Here is a 24030-nt window from a genome sequence, read left to right on the forward strand (position 1 = left end):
CATGCGCGGGCGCGCGATGCGTCGAGAACATCGCCTTGCAACACCGTTTGCGCAGTCATCGCTCGCCAGCCACTGCGGCGACGGCAGCTGGTGCCGCCGCCATCACTCACTCCAGCTTGAGCATCACGATCGAACGCGCCGGCAAGGCCACCGTCAAGGTCTTGCCTCGTACCCGTGCGCCCTTAAATGCCTTCGGCTCCACCGCATGCGGCTGGGCAAAGGTGTTGTGCGTGGTGATCGCCGGCGCAGTGAGGATCTGCCCGTCCACGCTGCTCGGTGACAGGCCTTCTACCTGCACGCTCACGCTCGCCGCTGCGTTGGCCGCCAGATTGGTCAGCGCGATGTAGACGTGTCCGTCCTTGGCCTCGACCGCCGAGCCGTGCACCGCGGGCACGTGGACATCGCCGTGGCGATACTCGGGTGTGCGTAGTTGCAGCGGCAGCTGGGTGGCGTCCTGGTAGGGCTTGTACAGCGCGAACACGTGGTAGGTCGGCGTCAGCACCATCTTGTCGCCGTCGGTGAGGATCATCGCCTGCAGCACATTGACCATCTGCGCGATGTTGGCCATGCGCACGCGTTCGGCATGTGCGCTGAAGATGTCGATGTTCAACGCGGCCACCAATGCATCGCGCAGGCTGTTTTGCTGATGCAGAAAGCCCGGGTTCGCATCCGGCAGCCCGGCGTACCAGGTGCCCCATTCGTCCACCACCAGCGCGACCTTCTTGCCCGGGTCGTAGCGGTCCATGATCGCGCTGTGTTTGCTGATCAGCTCGTCCATCACCAGCGTGCGCGACAGCGTGTCGATCCAGGCGGCTTCGTCGAAGTGGGTGGAGGAGGCGCGCGGCGGCCAGCCACCGGGCACGGTGTAGTAGTGCAGGCTCAGGCCGTCCATCAGCGTGCCGGCCTCGCGCATCATCACTTCGGTCCAGTGGTAGTCGTCGTTGTTGGGGCCGGGCGCGATCTTGAGGATCTTCTGGTTGGCCGGTGCCTTGACGAAGGTCTGGTAGCGCCGATAGACGTCGGCCGCGTATTCCACGCGCATGTTGCCGCCGCAGCCCCACAACTCGTTGCCCACGCCGAAGTAGGGCACCTGCCACGGCGCGTCACGGCCATTGGCGCGGCGCTCGTTGGCCAGGCTGGAGCGGGTGGGTGCGGTCATGTATTCGGCCCACTGCGCGATTTCGTCCGGCGCCGCATTGCCCACGTTGCCGGCGATATAGGCCTGGGTGCCCAGCAGTTCGGTGAAGTCCATGAACTCGTGCGTGCCGAAGCGGTTGGATTCTTCCACGCCGCCCCAGTGCGTGTTGACGCTGACCGGGCGCCTGGCCGGCGCGCCGACGCCATCGCGCCAATGGTATTCGTCGGCGAAGCAGCCGCCGGGCCAGCGGATGTTGGGCACGGCAATCGCCTTCAGCGCGGCCAGCACATCGTTGCGATAGCCGCGCGTATTGGCAATCGCCGAGTCCTCGCCGACCCACACCCCGCCGTAGATGCCGGTGCCCAGATGTTCGGCAAACTGGCCGAACAGCTGCCGCGACACCTGCGCACCGGGCTGGTCCGCGCGCAGCGTGCCGGTCACCTCGACCTCGGCAGCAGAGGCGGCGAGCGGGCTGGCGACCAAGGCCGCGCCAACGACAGCCTGCAACAGCCGTCTGGGCGATATCCGCAAGGCGGGAAGAATCCACTGCATCGGCTTGGCGCTCCTGTGCTGATCGATCGAGGTGGTCGCACGCCGCAGCGTCGGCGGGCGCGCCGCTAGCCTAGTGGCTGCAGCCTCGGCTTGTATTGCTGCATCGCGATCAAGCCGCCGAACGCTGGTGCATGCCTTGCCGACCTCGCCATCGCCGCGCGCCGGGATGTGCGCCGGGGCATGGTCGTCGACCGCGCTCCCCCGCTATGCTCGCCAGCTTCCAGTATCGGCGGGACGATCCATGCAGCGAGTGTTCGGGCAGTTGCCAGGCGGTGTCGAAGTCCATGCGCTCACGCTGCGCAGCGATGCCGGACTGGAGGTGGAAGTGCTCACCTACGGCGGCATCCTGCATGCGCTGCGGCTGACCACCGCGCGCGGGGTGGTGCCGCTGCTGCTGGCATTGCCGGATCTGCCGGCGTACGCCGCCGATGGCGACAGCCTCAACATCCTCGTCGGCCGCTTCGGCAACCGCATCGCCGGTGCGCGCTACACGCTGGACGGTGTCACCCACACGCTGGCCGCCAACGAAGGGCGCAACCAGCTGCACGGCGGCCTGCGCGGCTTCGGGCGGCGCGTGTGGAGCGTGCTGGAGCAGGCGCCGGACCAGGTGCTGCTCGGTTACCACTCGCCCGACGGCGAAGAAGGCTATCCCGGCAATCTGCAGGTGCGCGCGCGGCTGCAGCTGCAAGGGCGCCGCCTGCAGCTGGACTTCGAGGCGCAATGCGATGCCGCCACCGCGTTGAACCTCACCCATCACCCGTACTTCAATCTATCCGGCGACCCGCATCGGCGCGCCGCGCTGCAGGTGCTGCGGGTGCCGGCCGATCGCTATCTGCCGGTGGATGCCGAATCGATCCCGACCGGCGAAATCGCCTCCGTCGCCGGTACGCCGTTCGATTTCCGCCATGCTGCCGCGTTGGCCGACAAAAGCGATCCGTCACATCCGCAGGTGGTGCTCGGCAAGGGCTACGACCAATGCCTGGTGCTGGCCGCCGGGGCCGATTGCGTTGCCGAGTTGTACTCGCCGCACAGTGGCGTGGCGCTGCGCATCAGCAGCGACGCACCGGCGGTGCAACTCTACGAAGGCCAGCATCTGGACGACCACCATCCCGGACTCGGCCGCGGCGTCTGCCTGGAGCCGCAGGACTACCCGGATGCGCCCAACCACCCCAACTTCCCGTCGACGATCCTGCGGCCCGGGCAGGTCTACCGCCGCCGCATCGCCTATCACTTCGCCAGCCCGGGGCCGGATCAGCCGTGGGCGGCGGTGAGCGCTGCGCTGGACGCCTGAGTACGGGTGTTGCAGCGACGGCGGGGCCGGGACGGGCCTGCAGCCAACGCGATCAGCGCGGCCCCAGCACCAGTTCGATCACGAACTTGCTGCCGAAGAACGACAACACCAGCAGTGCCATCGCGGTCAGCGTCCAGTGCACCGCCTTGGTGCCGCGCCAGCCGTTGCGCCAGCGGCCGATCAGCAGCGCACCGAACACGATCCACGACAGGATGCTGAGCACGGTCTTGTGCAGCAGCCGCTGCGCCAGGAAGTCCTGCACGAACAGCAGGCCGGTCAGCAGGGTCAGGCTCAACAGCACGAAGCCCACCGTGATGGTGCGGAACAGCAGTGTCTCCAGCTCGGTCAACGGCGGCAGCGCGCGCAGCCAGGTGTGGAAATCGCGCCGGCGCAGGGCCCGCTCCTGCAGCCACAGCATGATCGCCAGCAACGCGGCGATACCCAGCGTGGCATAGGCCAGCAGCGCCATCCACGCATGCAGTTCCAGCCGCCAGCCCAGGTCCGAGCTCGGTTCGTGGCCGTAGGCGTGGTAGCAGGCCAGCAGGATCGCCGACAGCGGGAACACCACCACGCCCACCGCCGCCATGCGCCCGCGCGCGCCGAATACCGCCGTCAGCGCGGCCATGCCCAGGCCGCTCAGCGAGAGCGCTGCGAAGAAATGCATGTCCGGCCCGCCGGCGGTGCGCAGTGCCACCAGCACGTGATACCCGGCGTGCACCGCCACGGCCGCCAGCGCCGGGATCAGCCAGCGTGCAGGCGCCTGGTTGCCATCACGCAGCACCGACCGGGTGAGCAGCGCCGTGGCCAGCAGATACAAGGCGAACGCGATGAGAACGATTGTCATCGTGTCAGTTTCGCATATTGGTGGGGCGGGGTATCGGGTATCGGGAATCGGGAATCGGGAATCGGGAATCGGGAATCGGGAATCGGGAATCGGGAAAAGCGGGTTGCGAGCTGCGGGCTGGCGCTGGGCGGCTTGCGGGGGCGGGCCGCGAGTGGGTGGGGCGGGCTTGGGATGGGGCGGCCGCTGGTCCGGCGGCCGCGGTTTCTGTCCATTGCGGCGCCGGTGCTGGCTGGCCGTGCGCATGGACGGGCGGTGGTGCGGCGGCGTCCCGGGGCTGGCTTGACCGGCCGGGCAGCGGGGCCGCCGGGGCGGCGCATTGGCCGGTGCCGCTATAATCGACGCCCGTTTCCCCTCACGCGGTCCCTTGCGCATGTTCGAGTCCCTTACCCAACGTCTCTCCGGCACCATGGAGCGCCTGCGCGGCCGCGGCCGCCTGACCGAGGAGAACATCCGCGAAGCCACCCGTGAAGTGCGCATTGCCTTGCTCGAAGCCGACGTGGCGCTGCCGGTGGTGCAGGCGCTGATCGAGCGCATCAAGGTGCGCGCGGTCGGCCAGGAAGTGCTCAAGTCGCTGACCCCGGGCCAGGCGCTGATCAAGATCGTCCGCGACGAGCTGACCGCGGTGATGGGCGCGGCCGCCACCGACCTCAACCTCAACGTGCCGGCGCCGGCGATCATCCTGATGGCGGGCCTGCAGGGCGCGGGCAAGACCACCACGGTCGGCAAGCTCGCCAAGCACCTGAAGGAAAAGCGCAAGAAGAAGGTCATGGTGGTCTCGGCCGACGTCTATCGCCCGGCCGCGATCGAGCAGCTCAAGACCCTGGCCGAGCAGGTCGGCGTGCTGTTCTTCCCATCCGACGCCTCGCAGAAGCCGGTCGACATCGTGCGCGCCGCCATCAGCGACGCGCGCAAGTCGTTCGCCGACGTGCTGCTGGTCGATACCGCCGGCCGCCTGGCGATCGATGCGGCGATGATGGACGAGATCAAGGCGCTGCATGCCGCGGTCAACCCCACCGAAACCCTGTTCGTGGTCGATGCGATGACCGGCCAGGACGCGGCCAACACCGCCAAGGCCTTCGGCGAGGCGCTGCCGCTGACCGGCGTGGTGCTGACCAAGACCGACGGCGACGCCCGTGGCGGTGCCGCACTGAGCGTGCGCTACATCACCGGCAAGCCGATCAAGTTCGTCGGTACCGGCGAAAAGACCGACGGCCTGGACGTGTTCCACCCCGACCGCGTCGCCAGCCGCATCCTGGACATGGGCGACGTGCTCTCGCTGGTGGAGCAGGTCGAGCACAGCGTCGACCAGGAAAAGGCCGCCAAGCTCGCCGCCAAGGTCGCCAAGGGCAAGAAATTCGACCTCAACGACATGAAGGAACAGCTCGAGCAGATGCAGAACATGGGCGGCATCCATGGGCTGATGGACAAGCTGCCGGGCATGGGCCAGATCCCGGACAACGTCAAGCAGCAGGTCACCGGCAAGGAAGTGCCGCGCATGATCGCGATCATCAACTCGATGACCAAGAAGGAGCGCCGCAACCCGGCCCTGCTCAACGGCTCGCGCCGCGCCCGCATCGCCCGCGGCTCCGGCATGCAGCCGGCCGACGTCAACAAGCTGATGAAGCAGTACCAGCAGATGGAAAAGATGATGGGCAAGCTGGCCGGCGGCGGCATGAAGGGCCTGATGCGCAACATGAAGGGCATGATGGGCGCCATGGGCGGCCGCGGCGGCATGCCGTTCCGCTGAGTTTCTAGCAGCAACACGCGCAGTGCGTGCCGCAACACGCATGCGTTGGGTCGAAAATGTCGGGCCGACGTTGATCGCCCCACTGCGCACGCGCGCCGCCTGTAGGCGGTGAGGGGCGTTCGGATGCACGGGCGGTTACCATGAAGTCTCATGATTTCAGGCCACGCACGATGGGTTCGTTTTCGCATGTCGACGCCTTCCAGCAGCGTTTTGGTTTAGGACTGCCGATCCTGCTCAGCCCCATGGCCGGCGCCTGCCCGGTGCCGTTGTCGGCGGCGGTCGCTGCGGCCGGCGGCATGGGTGCGATGGGCGCGGTGTTGTCGCAGCCGCAGGACATCGTGGCGTGGATGGCGGCCTTCCGTGACGCAAGCGCCGGGCCTGCACAGGTCAATCTATGGATTCCCGATCCGGCACCGGTGCGCGACGCCGCTGCGGAGGCGCGCGTACGTAAGTTTCTGTCGCACTGGGGGCCGCCAGTTCCCGAGGATGCGGGCGATGCGGCGCCTGCCGACCTCGATGCCCAGTTCGAGGCCTTGCTCACCGCGCGGCCTGCGGTGGCCTCGTCGATCATGGGCGTGTTTCGGCCTGATCAGGTTGCACGCCTGAAGCACGCCGGCATCGCCTGGTTCGCCTGCGCCACCACGCTGGACGAAGCGCGTGCGGCCCAGGCGGCCGGTGCCGATGCGGTGGTTGCCCAGGGGGCCGAGGCCGGTGGGCATCGCGGTGCGTTCGACGCCGGGCGTGCCGAGCGGCAGATGACCGGGCTGTTCGCCTTGTTGCCGCGACTGGTCGATCACCTCGATCTCCCGGTGATCGCCGCAGGCGGCATCGCCGACGCGCGCGGCATTGCCGCGGCGCTGACGCTGGGCGCAAGCGCGGTGCAGATCGGTACCGGCCTGCTGCGTACCCCCGAGGCGGCGCTGCCAAGCGCCTGGGCCGATGCCTTGGCCCTGGCCGAACCGGAACAGACCCAGCCGACCCGCGCATTTTCCGGCCGGCTGGGGCGTGCGCTCGCTACGCCGTATGTGCATGCCTCCGCCGCCGCAGAGGCACCGGTGCCGGCGCCGTATCCGGTGCAGCGCGCGCTGACCGCGCCGATGCGTCAGGCCGCCGCGCGCGACAACCGCCTGGACGCCATGCAGGCCTGGGCCGGCCAATCGGCCTGGATGGCATCGGCCCAACCTGCCGCGCAACTGGTGACCCAGTGGTGGGAGCAGGCGCAGGCGCTGGTGTGCCGCTGATCTTCTGCAACGGTGCAGTGGCGACAGCGCAGCAACTGGGCGCCGCCGCACTGATCAACTACGGCCACTTCACCACGTTGCAGGTGCGCGCCGGTGCGGTACGCGGGCTGGACCTGCATCTGCAGCGGCTGCAGCACGACGGCGCTGCCTTGTTCGGTGCAGCGATCGATGAGGCATCCCTGCACGCCCAGTTGCGCGCTGCGTTGTCGGCTGCGGACTGCGCCGATGCCAGCGTGCGCATCACTGTGTTTGCGCAGGATTTCGACCTGCGCGATCCATCGCGGCAGCTTGCGCTCGATGTGCTGATCTCCATCGCGCCCGCCGCCCGGATGCCAGCCACCGCACTACGCGTGCAGCCGGTCTGCCACGTGCGCGAGCAACCCCGGCACAAGCATGTCGGCACCTTCGCGCTGCTGCACCTGCGTCGCCAGGCCCTGGTGGCCGGCTACGACGATGCCCTGCTGGTCGACGCCCAGGAGCATCTGCTGGAAGGTGCCTTCTGGAATCTGGGCCTGTGGCAGCAGGGCAGGGTGGTGTGGCCGCAAGGACCGGCGCTGCTAGGCACCCAGCAGCGTCTGCTGCAGGCAGGCCTGCAAATGCTCGGGATCCCGCAGGAGTCGCGCCCGGTCACGCTGGGCGAACTGGACGGGTTCGATGGGGTGTTCAGCTGCAATGCGCGTGGTCAGCAGGCGATCGTGAAAGCCGGAGCGGCGTCGTGGCCGGCGCAGGCCGCGCAACTGCCATTGCTGGAGCAGGCCCTGCAGACCCAGGCCTGGCAAGGGATCTGAGCGAATTGGGGGTGACTTGGCTTCGCCGCCGGAGCCCGCTATAATCGCCGGCTTACCGCGCCATTCTGGCGACTGGGCAACTTTAGGAAAACGACACCATGGTCAAGATTCGACTGACCCGCGGCGGCGCCAAGAAGCGTCCGTTCTACCACATCATCGTGACCGACGTGCGCAGCGCGCGCGATGGCCGCAATATCGAGCGTCTGGGTTACTACAACCCGGTTGCACAGGGCGCAGAACCGCGCGTCGTGCTGGATGTCGCACGCGTCGACCATTGGGTCGGCCAGGGCGCACAGCTGACCGATAAGGTGCGTAACCTGTATCGCGAAGCCTCCAAGTCCCAGGCCGCTGCGGCCTGATCTTGAGGGCCGGGCGTCACCGCCCGGCCCAGAGTCGACGCAGATGAAGCCGACCGAGCGCCGCATCCTGTTAGGCAGGATTGTCGGTGCTTTTGGTGTCAAGGGCGAGCTCAAGCTCGAATCCTGGACCGAGCCGCGCAGTGCGATCTTCCGGTATCAACCGTGGATCGTGCGGACGCCCTCGGGGCAGGAGTCGGTCGTGAGTGGCGTCCGTGGACGCGATCAGGGCAAGAATCTGATCGCAGTGTTCCCGGACGTCAGCGACCGTGACACCGTCGAAGCCATGCACGGGACCGAGATCTATGTCTCGCGCAGCGTGCTGCCGCCACCCAAGCCCGATGAATACTATTGGGTGGATCTGGAAGAGCTGCAGGTGGAAACCGTCGAGGGCGTCAAGCTCGGCACGGTGTCGCACCTGTTCTCCACCGGCTCCAACGACGTGATGGTGGTGCGCGGCGATCGCGAGCGGCTGGTGCCGTTCGTGCTGCCGGATTTCGTCAAGTCGGTCGACTTCGACGCCAACCTGATCGTGGTGGACTGGGATCCGGATTTCTGACCGGAATGGCGCATCGTGCCGCTCCGCTCTTGCTTTACCCATTCCCCACTTCCGATTCCCGATTCTCCAGTGCGCATCGACGTCATCAGCCTGTTCCCCGAGTTCATTGCGCAATGCGCAGCGTTCGGCGTGGTCGGGCGGGCGCAGGAGCGTGGCCTGCTGGAATTGCAGGGCTGGAATCCGCGCGAGCATGCGCAGGGCAATTACCGCCGCGTGGACGACCGTCCGTTCGGTGGTGGGCCCGGCATGGTGATGTTGATCGAGCCGTTGCGGGCCTGTCTGGACGCGGTGCAAGCGGCAGACCCGCGTCCGGCGCCGGTGATCTATCTCAGCCCGCAGGGGCGGCCGCTCACCCAGCCGCTTGCCCGCGAGCTGGCGCAGTTGCCACGCATGGTGTTGTTGTGCGGGCGCTACGAAGGCGTGGACGAGCGTTTTCTGGCGCAGGCGGTGGATATGGAAATCTCCATCGGCGACTACGTGTTGTCCGGTGGCGAGCTTGGCGCGGCGGTGCTGGTGGATGTGGTGACGCGGTTGCAGGAAGGGGTGTTGAACGACGCCGAATCCGCAGCCCAGGACAGTTTCGAAGGCCCGCAAGGCCTGCTCGACTGCCCGCACTACAGCCATCCATCGACCCATGACTGGGGCGATGTGCCGGATGTGCTGCGCTCGGGCAATCACGCTGCGATCGCGCGCTGGCGTCGGCAGCAGTCGCTGGGCCGGACCTGGTTGCGGCGCCCGGACCTGCTCGACGAGGCCGGGTTGGACAAGAACGATCGCCGTCTGCTGGACGAGTTTCGCCGCGAACTCGCCCAAGGCGACGAGAAATAAGGGCTCACCCCTAGCTCTTGCAATATCGATTGGGGTACAATATGCGGCTTGCTGGCCAGCCTTGCGTCTGGCCCTCCTACGAACCTCGAGCAATCGCCGTGCGGCGACTGCCGGTCCAATATCACCAGACACGCGGTGCCCATCATGAGCAAACTCAACAAGACCATCCTGGCTGACTTCGAAGCCGCCCAGATTCAGCGCAAGCTTCCCGAGTTCAACCAGGGCGACACCGTCGTGGTGAACGTCAAGGTGAAGGAAGGCAACCGCGAGCGCGTGCAGGCCTATGAGGGCGTCGTGATCGGTACCAAGAACGCCGGCCTGAATTCCGCCTTCACCGTGCGCAAGATCTCGCACGGCTTCGGCGTCGAGCGCGTGTTCCAGACCCACAGCGCCATCATCGACTCGGTCGAAGTGAAGCGTCGCGGTAAGGTTCGCGCCGGCAAGCTGTACTACCTGCGTGGTCTGGAAGGCAAGGCCGCCCGCATCAAGGAAGATCTGGCCGCCGCTGCACAGGCCAAGGCTGCTCGCCAGGCTGCTGCCAAGGCTGAGTAAGTCACCGGCAGGCTTGTCCTGCTGATGCCAGACGGCCGCCTTTGGGCGGCCGTTTGCGTTGTGGGAATCGGGAATCGGGAATCGGGAATCGAGATTAGGGAATCGGGATTGGGGATTGGGCGGTAGGGCATGCGTTGAGGTTCGCGGGGTAGGCGAGCGCGTGCTGCGTTGGTCGAGGGAACGACCTCCTGGCAGCTGCCCGCCAGCTGCTCCGTGGATTTGGTCGAGCGGATCACTCACCAGGCGGCCGTGCGCTGGATCGATCATCCCAACAGGGCATCCGGCTGCTGGGTTCGACCTGGCTTGATTTCAGTCGCTGTTGCCGCCCGCCGCCCGGTGATGCCGGCCGACATCAGCGCTGGCGGTGCTGCGGCAATGCTGCGATCGGCGCGGTATCGGCAACCGGCGAGGCCGGATGCGCCGGCACTTCGGCGGCGGCGGCCAGCTCCGCAGGATTCGCCGGATGCGCTGGCGTGGTCAGCATGCGTGCCTTGCGCCAGCCGCCCCAGCGGTAATACGCCAGCGACAGCAGCATTGAACACACCGAGCTGATCGGAAGGCTCCACCAGATGCCATCGGCTCCCAGGTGCGGAATCAAGGCGTTCGCCAGGGGCACGCGCACGCCCCACAGACCGAAGGCCAGGATCAGCAGCGGCGGGATCACCGCGCCAGTGGCCCGCACCACGCCGGAAATCACAAAGCTCACGCCAAACAGCAGGAACGACCAGATACCGATGTGATTGAGATGCCGCGCAACCTCCAGTGTCGGGCTGTCGCTCGGCAGGAACAGCGCCAGCGTCCAGCGGTCGAACACGATCAGCAGCCCGATCAACACGCCGGTCATCAGGAAGTTGGCGACGATGCCGGTGCGTGCGGTTGCATCCACACGCGTCCACAATCCGGCGCCCACGTTCTGCGCCGCCATCGTCGAACATGCCGCGCCCAGCGCCATCGCCGGCATCTGGACATAGGTCCATAGCTGCAACGCAGCGCCGTAGGCGGCGGCGGTGTCGGTGCCGAAGCCGTTGACCAACGTCATCATCGCGATCATGGCCAGCGAAATCAGCACCATCTGCAGGCCCATCGGCACGCCCTTGACGATGAGCGCGCGCAGGATCGTGGGCGCGATGCGGAACAGGTGCAGGTCGCCGCGTCCCAGCCACAACACATGACGCTGACTGCGCAGGTACAGCAGCAAACCGCCCAGTGCCACTGCCTGCGCCAGCAACGTGGCCCAGGCCGCGCCGGCGATGCCCAATGCCGGAAACGGCCCCAGACCGAAGATCAGCAACGGGTTGAACACGATGTCCAGCACCACCGACACCAGCAGAAAGCGGAACGGCGTGCGGGCATCGCCGGTGCCGCGCAGTGCCGCCGACAGGAACGCGAACACATAGATCAGCGGCATGGCCAGGAAGATCACCCGCAGGTACTGCTCGGCCAGCGTCTGCGATGTCGGCGGCGTGCCCATTGCGGTCAACAGATGCGGCGCCAGAAACCAGCCCAGCACCGCGATCAGCGCCGACAGCCCGCCGAAGAAACTGGCGCTGGTGCCCATGACCTTGCGCGCCTGCGCAATGTCGCGCGCGCCCATCGCCTGGCCGATCAGGATGGTCGAAGCCATGCCGATGCCGAACACCGAGCCGATCAGGAAGAACATGATGCTGTTGGCATTGGCTGCCGCAGTCAGCGCCGCCTCGCCGAGGTAGCGACCTACCCAGATCGCGTTGATCGAGCCATTGAGCGATTGCGCGATATTCCCCGCAAGGATCGGCATCGCGAACAGCAGCAGATTCTTGCCGATCGGGCCTTCGGTCAGGACAGCGGATTTGGGCATCGCAGACGCGCCGTGGGACGGAAGCTGCGAACACTAGCATTGGCTTGTGTGAGGCATGCGGTTGCCCGGCGTTTCGAGGACGCGGGGCAGGCACCCGTTCTGCGGTTCTGCCTGTATCGGTCAGCCACGGCGTGGTCGGCGTGCCAGGTCCTGCAGCTCGCCATGCTTGAGTTCCGGCGAAGGTGCCCAAATGTTTTTCGTTCAACGCAGCCCGTTGCGAGGCGCCGCAGCAGCGGCGATCACGACAGCGGCCTGCGGCCCCATTGGACCCGACGGCAAGCACAGCGCGATGACTCAACTGGTGGAACAAGCGACGACGGTCAGGCTGGATGTCTGGCTGTGGGCGGCGCGCTTCTTCAAGACGCGCAGCCTGGCCAAGACGGCGGTGGACAACGGCAAGGTGGATGTGGCCGGCCAGCGGCCCAAGCCCTCGCGCACGCTGCGCACCGGCGAGCAACTGCGCATCGACCGCGGTGGCGAAATCTTCGAGATCACCGTTGCCGCGCTGAGCGATGTGCGTGGCCCGGCACCGGTCGCACAGACGCTGTACCTGGAAAGCGATGCCTCACGCGAGGCGCGTGCACAATGGCGGCTGCAGCGTGCCGCCGAACGCACCGGCTACCGCGCACCCGAGGGCAAGCCGGACAAGCGTGCACGCCGGCTGATCAACGCACTGGGCGATATCGACGCGTTGTAGCAGTGCGTGGTTGTCCGCTGCGAATTGGGTGATGGACATAAAACACCCAGAGCGTTGCTGTTCACGCAAGAGGAGAGGGCGCTTCCCAGCTGAGTCGAGTGTGCGGCGCCCTCACCAATCGCGGGACACGCGGTGAATCCGTCCCTGTAGGCTCGGTGGCGGCATCCATGCCGCCCCACGGTCCCGCAATTGGCGAGGACACCACACCAGATAGCTGATCGGTTGTTTGCTTAAACGCTTGTCGTTGATCGGCTTGCGTTAGGAAATCAGCTGGCGTTTCTTTGTCAGAACACCAGGGCACCGTGCCTGCTCTCACCAAGCACACAGACCATCCCGCCTGGCCCTTGCCCGCTCACCGTCGCGGGACCTTACGCGGCATGGAGGCCGCGTAAGAGCCTACAAGGACGTACTTGCGGCGTGTCCCGCGAGGGTGGGCGGGCAAGGGCCTTGCAGCCAAGCCGCAGAACAGCCGCTCCACGGATGCCTTCAGTGTGCCGAGTCGAGCTCTTGCGTGTATTTCAGCACCGCTGCAGGCGCACGCACGAAGGCGTGCGTGCGCCTTGCGCCTCAGGCCAGATCGAAACGATCCAGCTGCATCACCTTGGTCCAGGCGGCAACGAAGTCGTGCACGAACTTCTCCTGCGCATCGGCACTGGCGTAGACCTCGGCCACCGCACGCAGGATCGAGTTGGAACCGAACACCAGGTCCACGCGCGTGCCGGTCCACTTCTGTTCGCCGGTGCTGCGGTCGCGGCCTTCGTACACCTCTTTCGCTTCGGAGGTGGCTTTCCATTCGGTGCGCATGTCGAGCAGGTTGGCGAAGAAGTCGTTGCTCAGCACGCCGGGGCGGGTGGTGAACACGCCGTGCCTGGAGTCGCCGACATTGGCGCCGAGCACGCGCAGGCCGCCGACCAGCACGGTCAACTCGGGCGCGGTCAGCGTCAGCAGCTGTGCCTTGTCGATCAGCAGTGCCTCTGCCGGCACTGCGTAGCGCTGCTTGGCGTAGTTGCGGAAGCCATCGGCCACCGGCTCCAGCACCGCGAAGGACTCGACATCGGTCTGCTCCTGCGAGGCATCGGTGCGGCCGGGTGCGAACGGCACGGTGACGCTGTGGCCCGCGGCCTGTGCGGCATGTTCGACCGCGGCATTACCGGCCAGCACGATCAGGTCGGCGAGCGAGATCTGCTTGCCACCCGACTGTGCGCCGTTGAAGTCGGCCTGGATGCGCTCCAGCGTGCCCAGCACCTGCGCCAGCTGCTCGGGCTGGTTGGCCTGCCAGTCCTTCTGCGGTGCCAGCCGGATGCGTGCGCCGTTGGCGCCGCCGCGCTTGTCCGAGCCGCGGAAGGTCGACGCCGATGCCCACGCCGTGGACACCAGCTGCGCCACGCTCAGGCCGGAGTCGAGGATGGCCTGCTTGAGGGCGGCGGCGTCCTGCGCATCGACCAGCGGGTGGTCGACGGCCGGCACCGGGTCCTGCCACAGCAGTTCTTCGCTCGGCACCTCCGCCCCCAGGTAACGCGAGCGCGGCCCCATGTCGCGGTGGGTGAGCTTGAACCAGGCGCGGGCGAAGGCATCGGCGAACTGGTCGGGGTGTTCGTGGAAGCGACGCGAGATGGCCTCGTAAGCGGGGTCGAAACGCAGCGCCAGATCGGTGGTGAGCATGGTCGGCCGATGCTTCTTCGCTGCATCGTGCGCATCGGGGATGATGGCGTCGGCATTCTTGGCCACCCACTGGTGCGCACCGGCCGGGCTCTTGCTCAGCTCCCACTCGAACTTGAACAGGTGGTCGAAGAAGTCGTTGCTCCACTGCGCCGGGGTGGTGGTCCAGGTGACTTCCAGGCCGCTGGTGATGGTGTCGGCACCCTTGCCGCTGCCGTAGTGGTTGTGCCAGCCCAGGCCCTGGCTTTCCAGCTCGCCGGCTTCCGGCTCGGCACCGACGTTGTCGGCCGGGCCGGCGCCATGGGTCTTGCCGAAGGTATGGCCGCCGGCGATCAGCGCCACGGTCTCTTCGTCGTTCATGGCCATGCGCGCGAAGGTGTCGCGGATGTCGCGCGCGGCGGCAACCGGGTCGGGCTTGCCGTCCGGGCCTTCCGGGTTGACGTAGATCAGGCCCATCTGCACGGCGGCCAGCGGGTTTTCCAGGTCGCGGGTATGCGGCACTTCGCTGTCGTCGTCCTTCACCAACACGCCGTGCGCCTCGTCCACGCCGGGCGAGCCGCGCGAGTAGCGCTCGTCGCCACCCAGCCACTTGGTTTCCCGGCCCCAGTACAGATCCTGATCCGGCTCCCAGGTGTCCTCGCGGCCACCGGCAAAGCCGAAGGTCGTAAAGCCCATGCTTTCCAGCGCGACGTTGCCGGTGAGGATCATCAGGTCGGCCCAGGAGATCGCCTGGCCGTACTTCTGCTTGATCGGCCACAGCAGCCGGCGCGCCTTGTCCAGGCTGACGTTGTCCGGCCAGCTGTTGAGCGGTGCGAAGCGCTGCTGGCCACGACCGCCGCCGCCACGCCCGTCGCCGATGCGATAGGTGCCGGCGCTATGCCAGGCCATGCGCACGAACAGCGGGCCGTAATGGCCGAAGTCGGCCGGCCACCAGTCCTGCGAGTCAGTCATCAGCGCACGCAGTTCCTGCTTGAGCGCGGCCAGATCGATGCGCTTGAACGCCTCGGCGTAGTTGAAGGTCTGGCCCAGCGGATTGGACTTGCTCGAATGCTGGCTGAGCAGGTCCACGCGCAACTGCTTGGGCCACCAATCGCGGTTGGTGGTTCCGGTACCGACGACGGCGTGGTTGAACGGGCACTTTGCTTCGGTTGTCATGGCAATACCTGTGTGCGTGAGCACCTGGGGAGCTGTGTGCCGAAACTGCGGACACGTGCTGGTGGAATCGAAAAGGCGGGCAATGCGTCAGCGGTGGTCATCCATCGACGGCGCACATGCGGCCGTGGGGGCATCGAGAAGCGTCGCCGCGTATGGCGATGCTAGCGCCTGCCTGCAGGGGCCGGTATGGGGCGATGTGCAGAGTGTGACTGGCAGACATGCGCGTCAGGCGGGCTCATCGTGGCGGGGTGTGCACACGATAAGCAGCATCGATCGGTTGGGGAATTCGAATTATTCAACCATATCGATAGCGAGGCGCTATGGATGGCGCGCCGATGTCCCCAACCTGCGCGCGCGATGTCAGCGCTTGCCGAACAGGCTGCCACCCAGCTTCATGACATCGCCCAGCCCAAGCTTCCCGTCGCCGTCCTGATCCAGCACGCTGCCCAGCAGGCCGTTGACCCCGGTATTGCTGCCAGCGCGCTGCTGTTCCTGCGCCAGGGCCGGGCCGAGCTGGCTGCTGGCCGCGGCAGTGCCGCCGAGGAAGCGCTTGGCCAGATACGCCATCACGATGGGTGCCAGCAATTGCAGCAGCTGATTGGCCTTGCCGGTTTCCAGCCCGGTGGCCTGGCCCAGGCCTGCGGCAGCCTGCGGTGCCTTGTCGCCGAACAGATGCCCCACGATGCCGGCGCCATTGCCTTGCGCACCGCTGGCCGAGCCGCCCAGCAACGCACCGAGCAGACTGCCGATGTCCGGGCTGCCGGCATGATCGCGCTGCAATGCGCCCAGCAGCGCATCGGTGCCACCGGCCTGCTGGCTGTTACGGCCCAGCGCGCCCATCAATAGCGGCAGCGCGGTCTGCACCGCCGATTGCGCCTGCTCGGGCGCGATGCCGAGCCGGCTGGCGAGCTGCTGCAACTGCGGGCCCTGCAACTGCGCGGCAAGTTGATCGGTCAACGAGGCGGACGTGGTCATCGGTGTCTCCGGTTGGACAAAACGTTGCGGCAGCGTGCGCCCGTTGCGCCATCAGGGCAACACGGCACGCGCCGCGATGCAGGGCGAGGGCAGCGATACCGCACAGTGGCAATCAAGCCACTTCAATCGACAACAACACGGCAAGGTTGACCAACCCCGCAAAGCGTAGAGCCAGGCAACTACGCTTTTACGATTCCCGATTCCCGATTCCCGATTCCCGACTCCCCAATCCCCGCACTCAAAGCAACGCCTTCAACCGATACAAGGCTTCCAGTGCCTGCTTGGGCGTGAGTTCGTCCGGGTCCAGCGCCTGCAGTGCTTCCTGCGCAGCGGAAGAGGGCGCAGTGAACAAACCGAACTGTTGCGGCGCATCCAGTGCCGCCGGTGCCATCTGTGCGACATGGCTTTCGCCGCCGCGTTGCTCCAGTTCGGCCAGGCGATGACGCGCCTGGGTCACGGCGGCCTTGGGCAAGCCGGCGAGCGCGGCCACCTGCAGGCCGAAGCTGCGATTGGCCGGGCCGTCCTTGACCGCATGCATGAACACCAGGCGCTCGCCGTGTTCGACCGCGTCCAGATGCACGTTGGCGATGCCGCTGGTCCCGCCGGCATGCGATTCGTCGGCCAGTGCGGTGAGCTCGAAATAATGCGTGGCGAACAGCGTGTAGCAGCGATTGCTATGCGCCAGATGGCGTGCAACCGCATCGGCCAATGCCAGGCCATCGTAGGTGGAGGTGCCGCGGCCGATCTCGTCCATCAGTACCAGCGATTGCGGCGTGGCGTGGTGCAGGATGTAGCTGGTCTCGGCCATTTCCACCATGAAGGTGGATTGCCCGCGCGCAAGGTCATCGCCGGCGCCGATGCGGGTGAGGATGCGGTCGATCGGCCCGATCACCGCGCGGCTGGCCGGCACATAGCTGCCGATATGCGCCAGCAACACGATCAGCGCGTTCTGGCGCATGTAGGTCGATTTACCGCCCATGTTCGGGCCGGTGATGACCAGCATGCGGCGGTCGGTATGCAGCTCCAGATCGTTGGGTTCGAACGGCTGATCGCGCACCGCTTCCACCACCGGGTGGCGGCCGCGTTCGATGCGCAGGCACGGTGCGCTGTCCAGTTCCGGCCGCGACCAATCCAGTGCCTGCGCGCGTTCTGCGAAGCCGGCCAGCACATCAAGTTCGCTCAATGCGCTCGCGCAGCGCTTGAGGCCTTCCAGCTCGCCGCCGAGTGCATCGAGCAGGCCTTCATACAGCAGCTTTTCGCGCGACAACGCGCGCTCGCGCGCCGACAGCACCTTGTCCTCGAAGCTCTTGAGTTCTTCGGTGATGTAGCGCTCGGCGTTGGTCAGCGTCTGCCGGCGGCTGTAGTGCAGCGGGGCTTTGTCGGCCTGGCCCTTGCTGATCTCGATGTAGTAGCCGTGCACGCGGTTGTAGCCGACCTTGAGCGTGGCGATGCCGCTGCTGGCGCGTTCGCGTTGTTCCAGGTCGATCAGGAATTGATCGGCGTTGGTGGACAGGCGGCGCAACTCATCCAGATCGGCGTCGTACCCGGTGGCGATCACGCCACCGTCGCTGAGCTTGAGCGGCGGTTGTTCGGCCACCGCGCTGAGCAGCAGATGCGCGGTGGCATCGTGTTCGCCGAGTTCGGCATGCAGCGCCTGCAGGCGCGGCGAATCCAGCGGCGCCAGGATCGTGCGGACCTTCGGCAGCAGCGCCAGACCATCGCGCAAGGTGGAAAAATCGCGCGGGCGTGCCGAGCGCAGCGCCACGCGGGTCAGGATGCGTTCCAGATCGCCAAGCGCGCGGAAGGCCTCGCGCACGTCGGCGTCGGCGCCGCTGTCGATCAGCGTGCCGACTGCGTGGTGGCGCTGTACCAGCACCTCGCGCAGGCGCAGCGGACGGTGCAGCCAGCGCCGCAGCAGGCGCCCGCCCATCGGCGTAACCGTGCTGTCGAGCACCCCGAGCAAGGTGTTGCGGGTGTCGCCATCCACGCGCGTATCCAGTTCCAGATGCCGGCGCGTGGCCGCGTTCATCGAGATCGCCTCGCTGGCCACTTCCATCGCGATGGAGGTCAGATGCGGCAGGCGCTGTTTCTGGGTCTCCTCGACATAACCCAGCAGCGCGCCGGCGGCCGCGGTGGCGCAGGGCTTGTCGTCGATGCCGAAGCCGGACAGGTCGTGCAACTTGAAGAAGGCCAGCAACTGGCGCCGGCCGCTGTCGGCGTCGAACAACCACGGTGGCCGCCGCCGCACGCCGGCGCGGCCACGCAGGAACTCCGGCCAGTTGTCTTCGTCGGGCACCAACAGCTCGGCCGGTTCCAGGCGCGCGATCTCCGCTTCCAGCGCATCCACGCTGTCCACTTCGTTGACCAGAAAACGCCCGCCGGCCAGATCGGCCCAGGCTAGGCCGTAGCCTTGCTTGCTGCGCGCGATCGCCATCAGCAGCGTGTCGCGGCGCTCGTCCAGCAGCGCCTCGTCGGTGACCGTGCCCGGGGTGACGATGCGCACCACCTTGCGCTCGACCAGGCCCTTGGCCAGCGCCGGGTCGCCGATCTGCTCGCAGATCGCCACCGACTCGCCCAACGCCACCAACCGCGCCAGATAACCCTCGTAGGCATGCACCGGCACGCCGGCCATCGGGATCGGCGCGCCACCGGAACTGCCGCGCTGGGTCAGGGTGATGTCGAGCAGCCGCGCCGCCTTGCGCGCATCGTCGTAGAACAGCTCGTAGAAATCGCCCATGCGGAAGAACAGCAGCAGGTCGGGGTAGTCCGACTTGGCGGCGAAGAATTGCTTCATGAGCGGGGTGTGCTCTGCAGCCCCGCCGGTGTTCTTGGTTTTTTCTTTTGTGTCAGTGCTTTGCAAGAAATGTTCTTCCGGGATGTGGCGGTCAATCAGGGTCGGTAGCGGCGAGTGACGGTGAGTTTTGTCGCGACGCCGTTGCGGCGACCCTCCCAACGAGATCGGATCGATATGCGACGAAACGGACGAGGCCTTGGAGTGGCGCCGGATGTTGCTATGGAACCAGGGGCCGCCTCAAGTCGGCATGGCTCAAGTTTAAGCTCAGCCATCGACAAATCCTTGAGCTGTCGATCGAGAGGGGCCGCCCATCGGTTCCAGTGGGCGCTGACTGGATTCGGGTTCTATGCAGGAAAGCGGACCACGACCTGTGAAGTGGTTCGGCGTGGCCCGCAGGGCGTGCGTCGCTTCTTGCTGGATCACGTTACTGACATCGGCCTGGAGGGGTGCCTGTGCCGTCGCCAGGGATGAGTTGGCGGTGTTGAGAAGCACCGGGGAGAACCACCCATCTGCCGACATGGGATCCCATCAGCGATGGGGTGTCCGAGGATCAGGTGCATGCGGAGAATGACGTATCGCCTCTGGATGACGGCGGTGAGAACCTCCTGAGTTTTGTACGACGCGCATCACTTCGGTGAGCGCAGACGTGATCGTGAACGGGCACTGGTCGAGGTAAGCCTTGACAGAAATGTCTCCTTCTAAGATGATTGAGTGATCACTCATTATACGGTGGCAGATCATGGCGCGTCCTTTGAGCGAAGAGAAGCGCGATGCGCTTCTTCGAGCCGCATGTGCGCTCATCGCGCAGCTCGGCGTTGGGGCGCCCACCTCGAAGATTGCCAAGGCCGCAGGTGTGTCCGAAGGAACCCTGTTTACCTACTTTCCCACGAAGGATGACCTTCTCAATGCGCTGTTTCTGGCATTGGAAGGCGAACTTGCCGAATCGATGGCGGGGCCGTACCCGGCGGACGCATCCGCCCACGACCGGCTTTTCGTGGTGTGGAGTCGGCTGATCGATTGGGGGCTGAAGCATGCGGCGGCACGCAACGCCTTACGGCAGTTGAAGGTCTCGGACCGTGTAACGACCGAAAGCCGCCTGCGCTGCCACTCGATTTTTCTGGACGCGCGCTCACTCGTGGAGCGGTGTCTTGCGGAGCATTCGGCGCCTGACAGGCTCACGTTCTACATCGACACCGTGTTGTTCGAGCTTGCCGACATCACCATGAACGCCATCGTGGCAAACCCCGCCGGGCGCGAGGCGATTCAACGGGCCGGATTCGACCTTTTCTGGAAGGGGTCTGCCGCCTAATTTTTTGCCAGTTAAATGCGTAAGCACTCACTCAAATAGGAGCGACCCATGTTGTTTGATCACAGCGGCTTTACCGAAACAGATGTGCCGAACCAGGCGGGAAAATGCTTCGTCGTCACCGGCGCCAACGCAGGCGTGGGCTGTGAGATCTCCCGGGTGCTCGCCGCGCGGGGCGCGCGGGTGTTGCTGGGCTGTCGCGAGCAGGGCAGGGCCGATGCGGCGATTGCGCGCATCAAGCGGCTGACACCCGGTGCCGATCTTGCATGGTTGCCACTGGATCTGGGCGATCTCGATAGCGTCCGTGCAGCCGCCGCACATGTTTTGAAGGAGCCACGCATCGATGTGCTCATCAACAACGCCGGCATCATGAATCCGCCGCTGATGCGTACCAAGCAGGGCTTCGAATCGCAGTTCGGCGTCAACCATCTCGGGGTGTTTGCGCTGACCTCATTGCTGCTGCCCAAGCTGGCCGAGACGCCCGGCTCGCGCGTCGTGGTCACGTCCAGCATCGCGCATTTGAAGGCAACCCTCGATTGGGATGATCTCAACGCCGAGCGGAGCTACTCCAAGGGCGATCGCTATGGAGCGAGCAAACTGGCGAATGCGTTGTTCTTTTTCGAACTGGACCGGCGCCTACGCGCGACCCGGTCGCCCATCATGGCTGTCGGTGCCCACCCCGGCGTGGCCAGCACCAGCCTGGGACGGCACATGGGCCCCATCCAGGTGATGGGCCCACTTGTCGGCCTGCTGCTCAACAGTGCTGCGAAGGGCGCGTGGCCGGCCCTGCTGGCAGCGACCGGGCCCGTGAAGCCCGGCGGCTATTACGGCCCCACCGGCTTCCGCGGGATCAGGGGTGTGGCCGGAGAGGCCAGACGCGCCCCGCAAGCTGAAGACCCGGCGCTTGCCAGGCGGTTGTGGGACATCTCTGTCGCCATGACCGGAATCAACCCTGGCCTGCCTGCGATCGGCGAACGCTATTAACCAATGGAGTCAACGGGATGCTTTTTGCCCGCAAGCGCGCCGGAAACTCGATAAGGCCGGATGATGCGGATGCGCGATTCGGCGCAAGACATCCATCATTGAAGGCTGGTGCCGGGAACGCTTGCGCTGCATTTTCGGTGGAAAAAAGGAATCGCAAAGGAGCATGTTTCTGGGCGGCAGAGGCCCGGCAGTGCCGGGCCTCCTGAGACGGTGGCTAGAATTCCTGCCAATCCGTGGCGACAGCTGTCGAGGAAACAGCCTGTTGCGGGGCAATGATGTTCGCCTTCGCACGTGCAACCGAAGGCAGCGACCTGGGTCCCGCCGGCTTCCTGCTGGAGACGAGTGCAGCGGTTTGAACAATTGGCGACATCGCGGTGGTGTCAATCTTGAACACCGCAACGGCCTCGGTGAGCTGGACGGCCTGTTCTTCCATGGAGCGTGCAGCGGCAGTGGCTTCCTCCACCAGGGCCGCGTTCTGCTGCGTGGTTTCATCCATCTGCGTTACCGTGATGTTGACCTGCTCGATGCCGGCCGACTGTTCCTGCGAGGCCGCAGAGATTTCACCCATGATGTCGGTGACGCGCTGCACGCTGGAGACGATCTCGGCCATCGTGGTGCCCGCCGTATGCACCAGCGTGGAGCCTTCGGTGACGCGCTCGACAGAGTCGTCGATCAGGGTCTTGATTTCCTTGGCCGCAGCGGTGGAACGCTGTGCCAGCGTCCGCACTTCCGATGCGACCACCGCAAACCCACGGCCTTGCTCACCAGCCCGCGCCGCTTCCACGGCGGCATTCAAGGCCAGGATATTGGTCTGGAACGAGATGCCGTCAATCACGGAGATGATGTCGGCAATTTTCTTGGACGAGGCCTCGATGCCGGCCATGGTCCCCACCACCTTGCTGACGATTTCCCCGCCCTGGGAGGCGACGCCTGCGGCACCGATGGCCAACTGATTGGCCTGGCGTGCGTGCTCCGCATTCTGGCGAACGGTGGAGGTCAGCTCTTCCATGGAGGCAGCCGTCTCCTCCAGGTTGGCGGCCTGTTGTTCGGTGCGCTGCGACAGGTCCTGGTTGCCGGCAGCAATCTCGCTGGCCGCCGAGTTGATCGACACCGCCGATTGCTGGATGCGTCCGACGATCTCTGCAAGCTGCGCGGCGGTGGCGTTGGCGTCGTCGCGCATCTGCGCGAAGACCCCCTTGAACTCGCCCGTCATGCGCGCGGTGAGGTCGCCTGCAGCGATGGATTGCAGCAGCGACGACAGCGATTGCAGGTTGCCGTCCGCGGTGGCCATGAGCAGGTTCAAGCTCTCCACCATGACGCGGAAATCATATTGGAAGCGATCGGCATCGCCGCGCGCGGTGAAGTCACCGTTGGCCGCGGACTGCGCCATCTGCTTGATCTCGATATTCATGGCAGACAGGTTCGCCTTGACCTCGTCCATGGTCTGCGTCAGCACGGCTTTTTCACCAGGCAAGCGCTCCATGCTCTCGCTCAGGTCGCCGATGGCGTAATGCCCCATGATCCGTGCAAGGTTCGACTGCACGGCCAGGTGCGAGGCCACCAGGGCATTGGTGTCCTCGGCCATGCGGCCGTAGTCACCCGGGAAGGCCTGGGCATCCATGCGAAAGCTGGTCTGGCCTTCATCGTGGCGCTTTGCCATGTCGCCCTGTGCGGTCAACAGGGCCTGGAGCTGCGTTTGCATGCCTTGCATGGCGCGTAGCAGCCGGCCGGTTTCGTCCTTGGCCTGCGTGTGCACGTCGTTGCCGAGCTGACCATTGGCAATGGCTTCAGCCGCTTTCGTGGCGCGTGCCAGCGGCTGGGTCAGGCTTCGGGTGATGAGCCACGCCAGCAGGCTGCTGACCAGCACGACCGCGGCACCGCCAAGGATGAGCAGGAGCTTGCCCCGGTCCATCGACTTGACTGCTTCTGCGTAGGCCTGCCTGCTCTGTCCTTCCTGGCGGGTGACCAGTTCGCGGATCTTGTCCTGCCAGGCGAGGGTGGCGGGCCGCCCTTGCTCGCTGAGGATGTCCTGGGCCTGCGCGTTCTCGTTCCTGGCTGCCAGTGCGATGACTTCGTCGTTGAACTTCACGGAGGTCGCCCGACGCTCGTCCATCTCGGCACGAATCTTCCGCCCTTCCTCCGAGCTGGACAGCGCGTCCAGCTTGGTGCGCAGCTCCTGGTAGCGCTGGCGCTGCGCGTTGATCGTGGTGAGTGCTTCGGTGTTGAGCTCTTCGCTTGTCGCCATGGCATACGTGCCCAATGCGATCAGCAGCGAGGAGTTGGCATCCAGCATGCCGTTGCCGACCTGGATCTTGGCGGTGCGGTCGAGGACGATGAAGTCCAGCTGCGCTCGCGCGTTCGCCATGGTGCCCAGGCCGGTGGCCACGAGCAGGCCTGAGAGGAGAATCAAGATTCCAAATGCAACGGCCAGGCGGTGGCCGACGTTGAAGCGTTGGAGAAAAGCGATCATGGACGTCCCAGAAGAGATCAGTAGAGGCATCGATGCTCACGCGGTTAGCGAGCCTGGCATCGGTTTCCCAATAACGGCGCTCTGCTCAAAAACTGGAATATCTGTCACTAAACGATAATCTAACCCTTCAGAAAACGTCCGCGCTGTCGGGGTACGCCTGACGCATGTCAGGCGGAGCGGTTGCGCGCGTGGGAAGGCAATGCAGTTGAGGGTTCGGCGGTTGTCGATGGCTGATGCGCGATAACACCAATGGCAGG

18 protein-coding genes are annotated in these 24030 nt (G+C 65.9%); 11 read left to right on the forward strand and 7 right to left on the reverse strand.

Translation table 11 applies throughout. The features are described from left to right. Positions 1-106: 106 nt before the first annotated feature. Positions 107-1690, reverse strand: coding sequence for an alpha-N-arabinofuranosidase (locus tag CPBF1521_RS06605; protein WP_181901113.1), 1584 nt, complete (start codon positions 1688-1690; stop codon positions 107-109). Between the two features lie 241 nt (positions 1691-1931). Between CPBF1521_RS06605 and CPBF1521_RS06610 the strand changes: the two genes are divergently transcribed. Further along, the gene (locus tag CPBF1521_RS06610) at positions 1932-2981 is read left to right on the forward strand and encodes an aldose epimerase family protein (protein WP_115676385.1); all 1050 of its coding nucleotides are present in this window, start codon (positions 1932-1934) and stop codon (positions 2979-2981) included. 52 nt (positions 2982-3033) lie between these two features. Here CPBF1521_RS06610 and CPBF1521_RS06615 read toward each other — a convergent pair whose 3' ends face one another. After that, positions 3034-3825, reverse strand: a complete 792-nt coding sequence (locus tag CPBF1521_RS06615; RefSeq protein WP_104582471.1) for a cytochrome C assembly family protein — start codon at positions 3823-3825, stop codon at positions 3034-3036. Positions 3826-4195: 370 nt separating this feature from the next. Here CPBF1521_RS06615 and ffh point away from each other — a divergent pair, with 370 nt between their 5' ends. The 7 genes from ffh (at position 4196) to rplS (ending at position 9896) form a co-directional block, all read left to right on the forward strand. Further along, on the forward strand, positions 4196-5572 hold the full coding sequence (gene ffh, locus CPBF1521_RS06620; RefSeq protein WP_046342053.1) for a signal recognition particle protein: 1377 nt from the start codon (positions 4196-4198) through the stop codon (positions 5570-5572). Between the two features lie 170 nt (positions 5573-5742). Then, positions 5743-6813 (forward strand): NAD(P)H-dependent flavin oxidoreductase, encoded by a 1071-nt coding sequence (locus CPBF1521_RS06625; protein WP_115676386.1) that lies wholly within the window; start codon positions 5743-5745, stop codon positions 6811-6813. Next, positions 6804-7601 (forward strand): aminotransferase class IV family protein, encoded by a 798-nt coding sequence (locus CPBF1521_RS06630; RefSeq protein WP_115676387.1) that lies wholly within the window; start codon positions 6804-6806, stop codon positions 7599-7601. The genes CPBF1521_RS06625 and CPBF1521_RS06630 overlap by 10 nt, the downstream gene beginning before the upstream one ends. Positions 7602-7699: 98 nt before the next feature. Beyond that, positions 7700-7960: a 30S ribosomal protein S16 gene (rpsP, locus tag CPBF1521_RS06635; protein ID WP_011036396.1), complete on the forward strand. Its 261-nt coding sequence runs from the start codon at positions 7700-7702 to the stop codon at positions 7958-7960. Positions 7961-8003: 43 nt separating this feature from the next. Continuing rightward, positions 8004-8516 carry a ribosome maturation factor RimM gene (gene rimM, locus CPBF1521_RS06640; protein WP_104541368.1) on the forward strand — a complete coding sequence of 171 codons (513 nt, stop codon included), beginning with the start codon at positions 8004-8006 and terminating at the stop codon, positions 8514-8516. A gap of 69 nt (positions 8517-8585) precedes the next feature. Next, positions 8586-9344 carry a tRNA (guanosine(37)-N1)-methyltransferase TrmD gene (gene trmD, locus CPBF1521_RS06645; RefSeq protein WP_104650533.1) on the forward strand — a complete coding sequence of 253 codons (759 nt, stop codon included), beginning with the start codon at positions 8586-8588 and terminating at the stop codon, positions 9342-9344. 144 nt (positions 9345-9488) lie between these two features. Then, positions 9489-9896 (forward strand): 50S ribosomal protein L19, encoded by a 408-nt coding sequence (rplS, locus tag CPBF1521_RS06650; RefSeq protein WP_005989873.1) that lies wholly within the window; start codon positions 9489-9491, stop codon positions 9894-9896. Between the two features lie 352 nt (positions 9897-10248). Here rplS and CPBF1521_RS06660 read toward each other — a convergent pair whose 3' ends face one another. Then, positions 10249-11733 carry an MATE family efflux transporter gene (locus CPBF1521_RS06660; RefSeq protein WP_115676389.1) on the reverse strand — a complete coding sequence of 495 codons (1485 nt, stop codon included), beginning with the start codon at positions 11731-11733 and terminating at the stop codon, positions 10249-10251. A 289-nt stretch (positions 11734-12022) separates the two neighbouring features. Between CPBF1521_RS06660 and CPBF1521_RS06665 the strand changes: the two genes are divergently transcribed. Then, complete coding sequence (locus tag CPBF1521_RS06665) at positions 12023-12430, forward strand: RNA-binding S4 domain-containing protein (RefSeq protein ID WP_104650531.1); 408 nt, start codon at positions 12023-12025, stop codon at positions 12428-12430. A 567-nt stretch (positions 12431-12997) separates the two neighbouring features. On the opposite strand, the gene katG is transcribed toward CPBF1521_RS06665, so the two are convergent. The 3 genes from katG to mutS form a co-directional block, all read right to left on the reverse strand. After that, the gene (gene katG, locus CPBF1521_RS06675) at positions 12998-15244 is read right to left on the reverse strand and encodes a catalase/peroxidase HPI (protein ID WP_115676390.1); all 2247 of its coding nucleotides are present in this window, start codon (positions 15242-15244) and stop codon (positions 12998-13000) included. 360 nt (positions 15245-15604) lie between these two features. Next, positions 15605-16219 carry a DUF937 domain-containing protein gene (locus CPBF1521_RS06680; RefSeq protein WP_115676391.1) on the reverse strand — a complete coding sequence of 205 codons (615 nt, stop codon included), beginning with the start codon at positions 16217-16219 and terminating at the stop codon, positions 15605-15607. A gap of 238 nt (positions 16220-16457) precedes the next feature. Then, positions 16458-19013 (reverse strand): DNA mismatch repair protein MutS, encoded by a 2556-nt coding sequence (gene mutS, locus CPBF1521_RS06685; RefSeq protein WP_328589279.1) that lies wholly within the window; start codon positions 19011-19013, stop codon positions 16458-16460. 739 nt (positions 19014-19752) lie between these two features. On the opposite strand from mutS, the gene CPBF1521_RS06690 reads away from it, so the two are divergent. Together CPBF1521_RS06690 and CPBF1521_RS06695 are read left to right on the forward strand one after the other, a co-directional pair. After that, a complete protein-coding gene (locus tag CPBF1521_RS06690) occupies positions 19753-20322 on the forward strand; it encodes a TetR/AcrR family transcriptional regulator (RefSeq protein WP_115676393.1) in 570 nt (189 codons plus the stop codon). A gap of 48 nt (positions 20323-20370) precedes the next feature. Next, complete coding sequence (locus CPBF1521_RS06695) at positions 20371-21303, forward strand: oxidoreductase (protein WP_115676394.1); 933 nt, start codon at positions 20371-20373, stop codon at positions 21301-21303. A 214-nt stretch (positions 21304-21517) separates the two neighbouring features. Here the strand turns inward: CPBF1521_RS06695 and CPBF1521_RS06700 are convergent, their stop codons facing one another. Continuing rightward, a complete protein-coding gene (locus CPBF1521_RS06700) occupies positions 21518-23773 on the reverse strand; it encodes a methyl-accepting chemotaxis protein (RefSeq protein WP_115676395.1) in 2256 nt (751 codons plus the stop codon). Positions 23774-24030: the final 257 nt, after the last annotated feature.

It is taken from the genome of Xanthomonas euroxanthea (assembly GCF_900476395.1).
Taxonomy (GTDB): domain Bacteria; phylum Pseudomonadota; class Gammaproteobacteria; order Xanthomonadales; family Xanthomonadaceae; genus Xanthomonas; species Xanthomonas euroxanthea.

Excerpts from the sequence above, each read along its gene's own strand:
- CPBF1521_RS06605 (WP_181901113.1), bottom strand. The coding sequence starts at position 1,690 with ATGCAGTGGATTCTTCCCGCCTTGCGGATATCGCCCAGACGGCTGTTG.
- CPBF1521_RS06610 (WP_115676385.1), top strand. The coding sequence starts at position 1,932 with ATGCAGCGAGTGTTCGGGCAGTTGCCAGGCGGTGTCGAAGTCCATGCG.
- CPBF1521_RS06615 (WP_104582471.1), bottom strand. The coding sequence starts at position 3,825 with ATGACAATCGTTCTCATCGCGTTCGCCTTGTATCTGCTGGCCACGGCG.
- ffh (WP_046342053.1), top strand. The coding sequence starts at position 4,196 with ATGTTCGAGTCCCTTACCCAACGTCTCTCCGGCACCATGGAGCGCCTG.
- CPBF1521_RS06625 (WP_115676386.1), top strand. The coding sequence starts at position 5,743 with ATGGGTTCGTTTTCGCATGTCGACGCCTTCCAGCAGCGTTTTGGTTTA.
- rpsP (WP_011036396.1), top strand. The coding sequence starts at position 7,700 with ATGGTCAAGATTCGACTGACCCGCGGCGGCGCCAAGAAGCGTCCGTTC.
- rimM (WP_104541368.1), top strand. The coding sequence starts at position 8,004 with ATGAAGCCGACCGAGCGCCGCATCCTGTTAGGCAGGATTGTCGGTGCT.
- rplS (WP_005989873.1), top strand. The coding sequence starts at position 9,489 with ATGAGCAAACTCAACAAGACCATCCTGGCTGACTTCGAAGCCGCCCAG.
- CPBF1521_RS06660 (WP_115676389.1), bottom strand. The coding sequence starts at position 11,733 with ATGCCCAAATCCGCTGTCCTGACCGAAGGCCCGATCGGCAAGAATCTG.
- CPBF1521_RS06665 (WP_104650531.1), top strand. The coding sequence starts at position 12,023 with ATGACTCAACTGGTGGAACAAGCGACGACGGTCAGGCTGGATGTCTGG.
- katG (WP_115676390.1), bottom strand. The coding sequence starts at position 15,244 with ATGACAACCGAAGCAAAGTGCCCGTTCAACCACGCCGTCGTCGGTACC.
- CPBF1521_RS06680 (WP_115676391.1), bottom strand. The coding sequence starts at position 16,219 with ATGACCACGTCCGCCTCGTTGACCGATCAACTTGCCGCGCAGTTGCAG.
- mutS (WP_328589279.1), bottom strand. The coding sequence starts at position 19,013 with ATGAAGCAATTCTTCGCCGCCAAGTCGGACTACCCCGACCTGCTGCTG.
- CPBF1521_RS06690 (WP_115676393.1), top strand. The coding sequence starts at position 19,753 with ATGGCGCGTCCTTTGAGCGAAGAGAAGCGCGATGCGCTTCTTCGAGCC.
- CPBF1521_RS06695 (WP_115676394.1), top strand. The coding sequence starts at position 20,371 with ATGTTGTTTGATCACAGCGGCTTTACCGAAACAGATGTGCCGAACCAG.
- CPBF1521_RS06700 (WP_115676395.1), bottom strand. The coding sequence starts at position 23,773 with ATGATCGCTTTTCTCCAACGCTTCAACGTCGGCCACCGCCTGGCCGTT.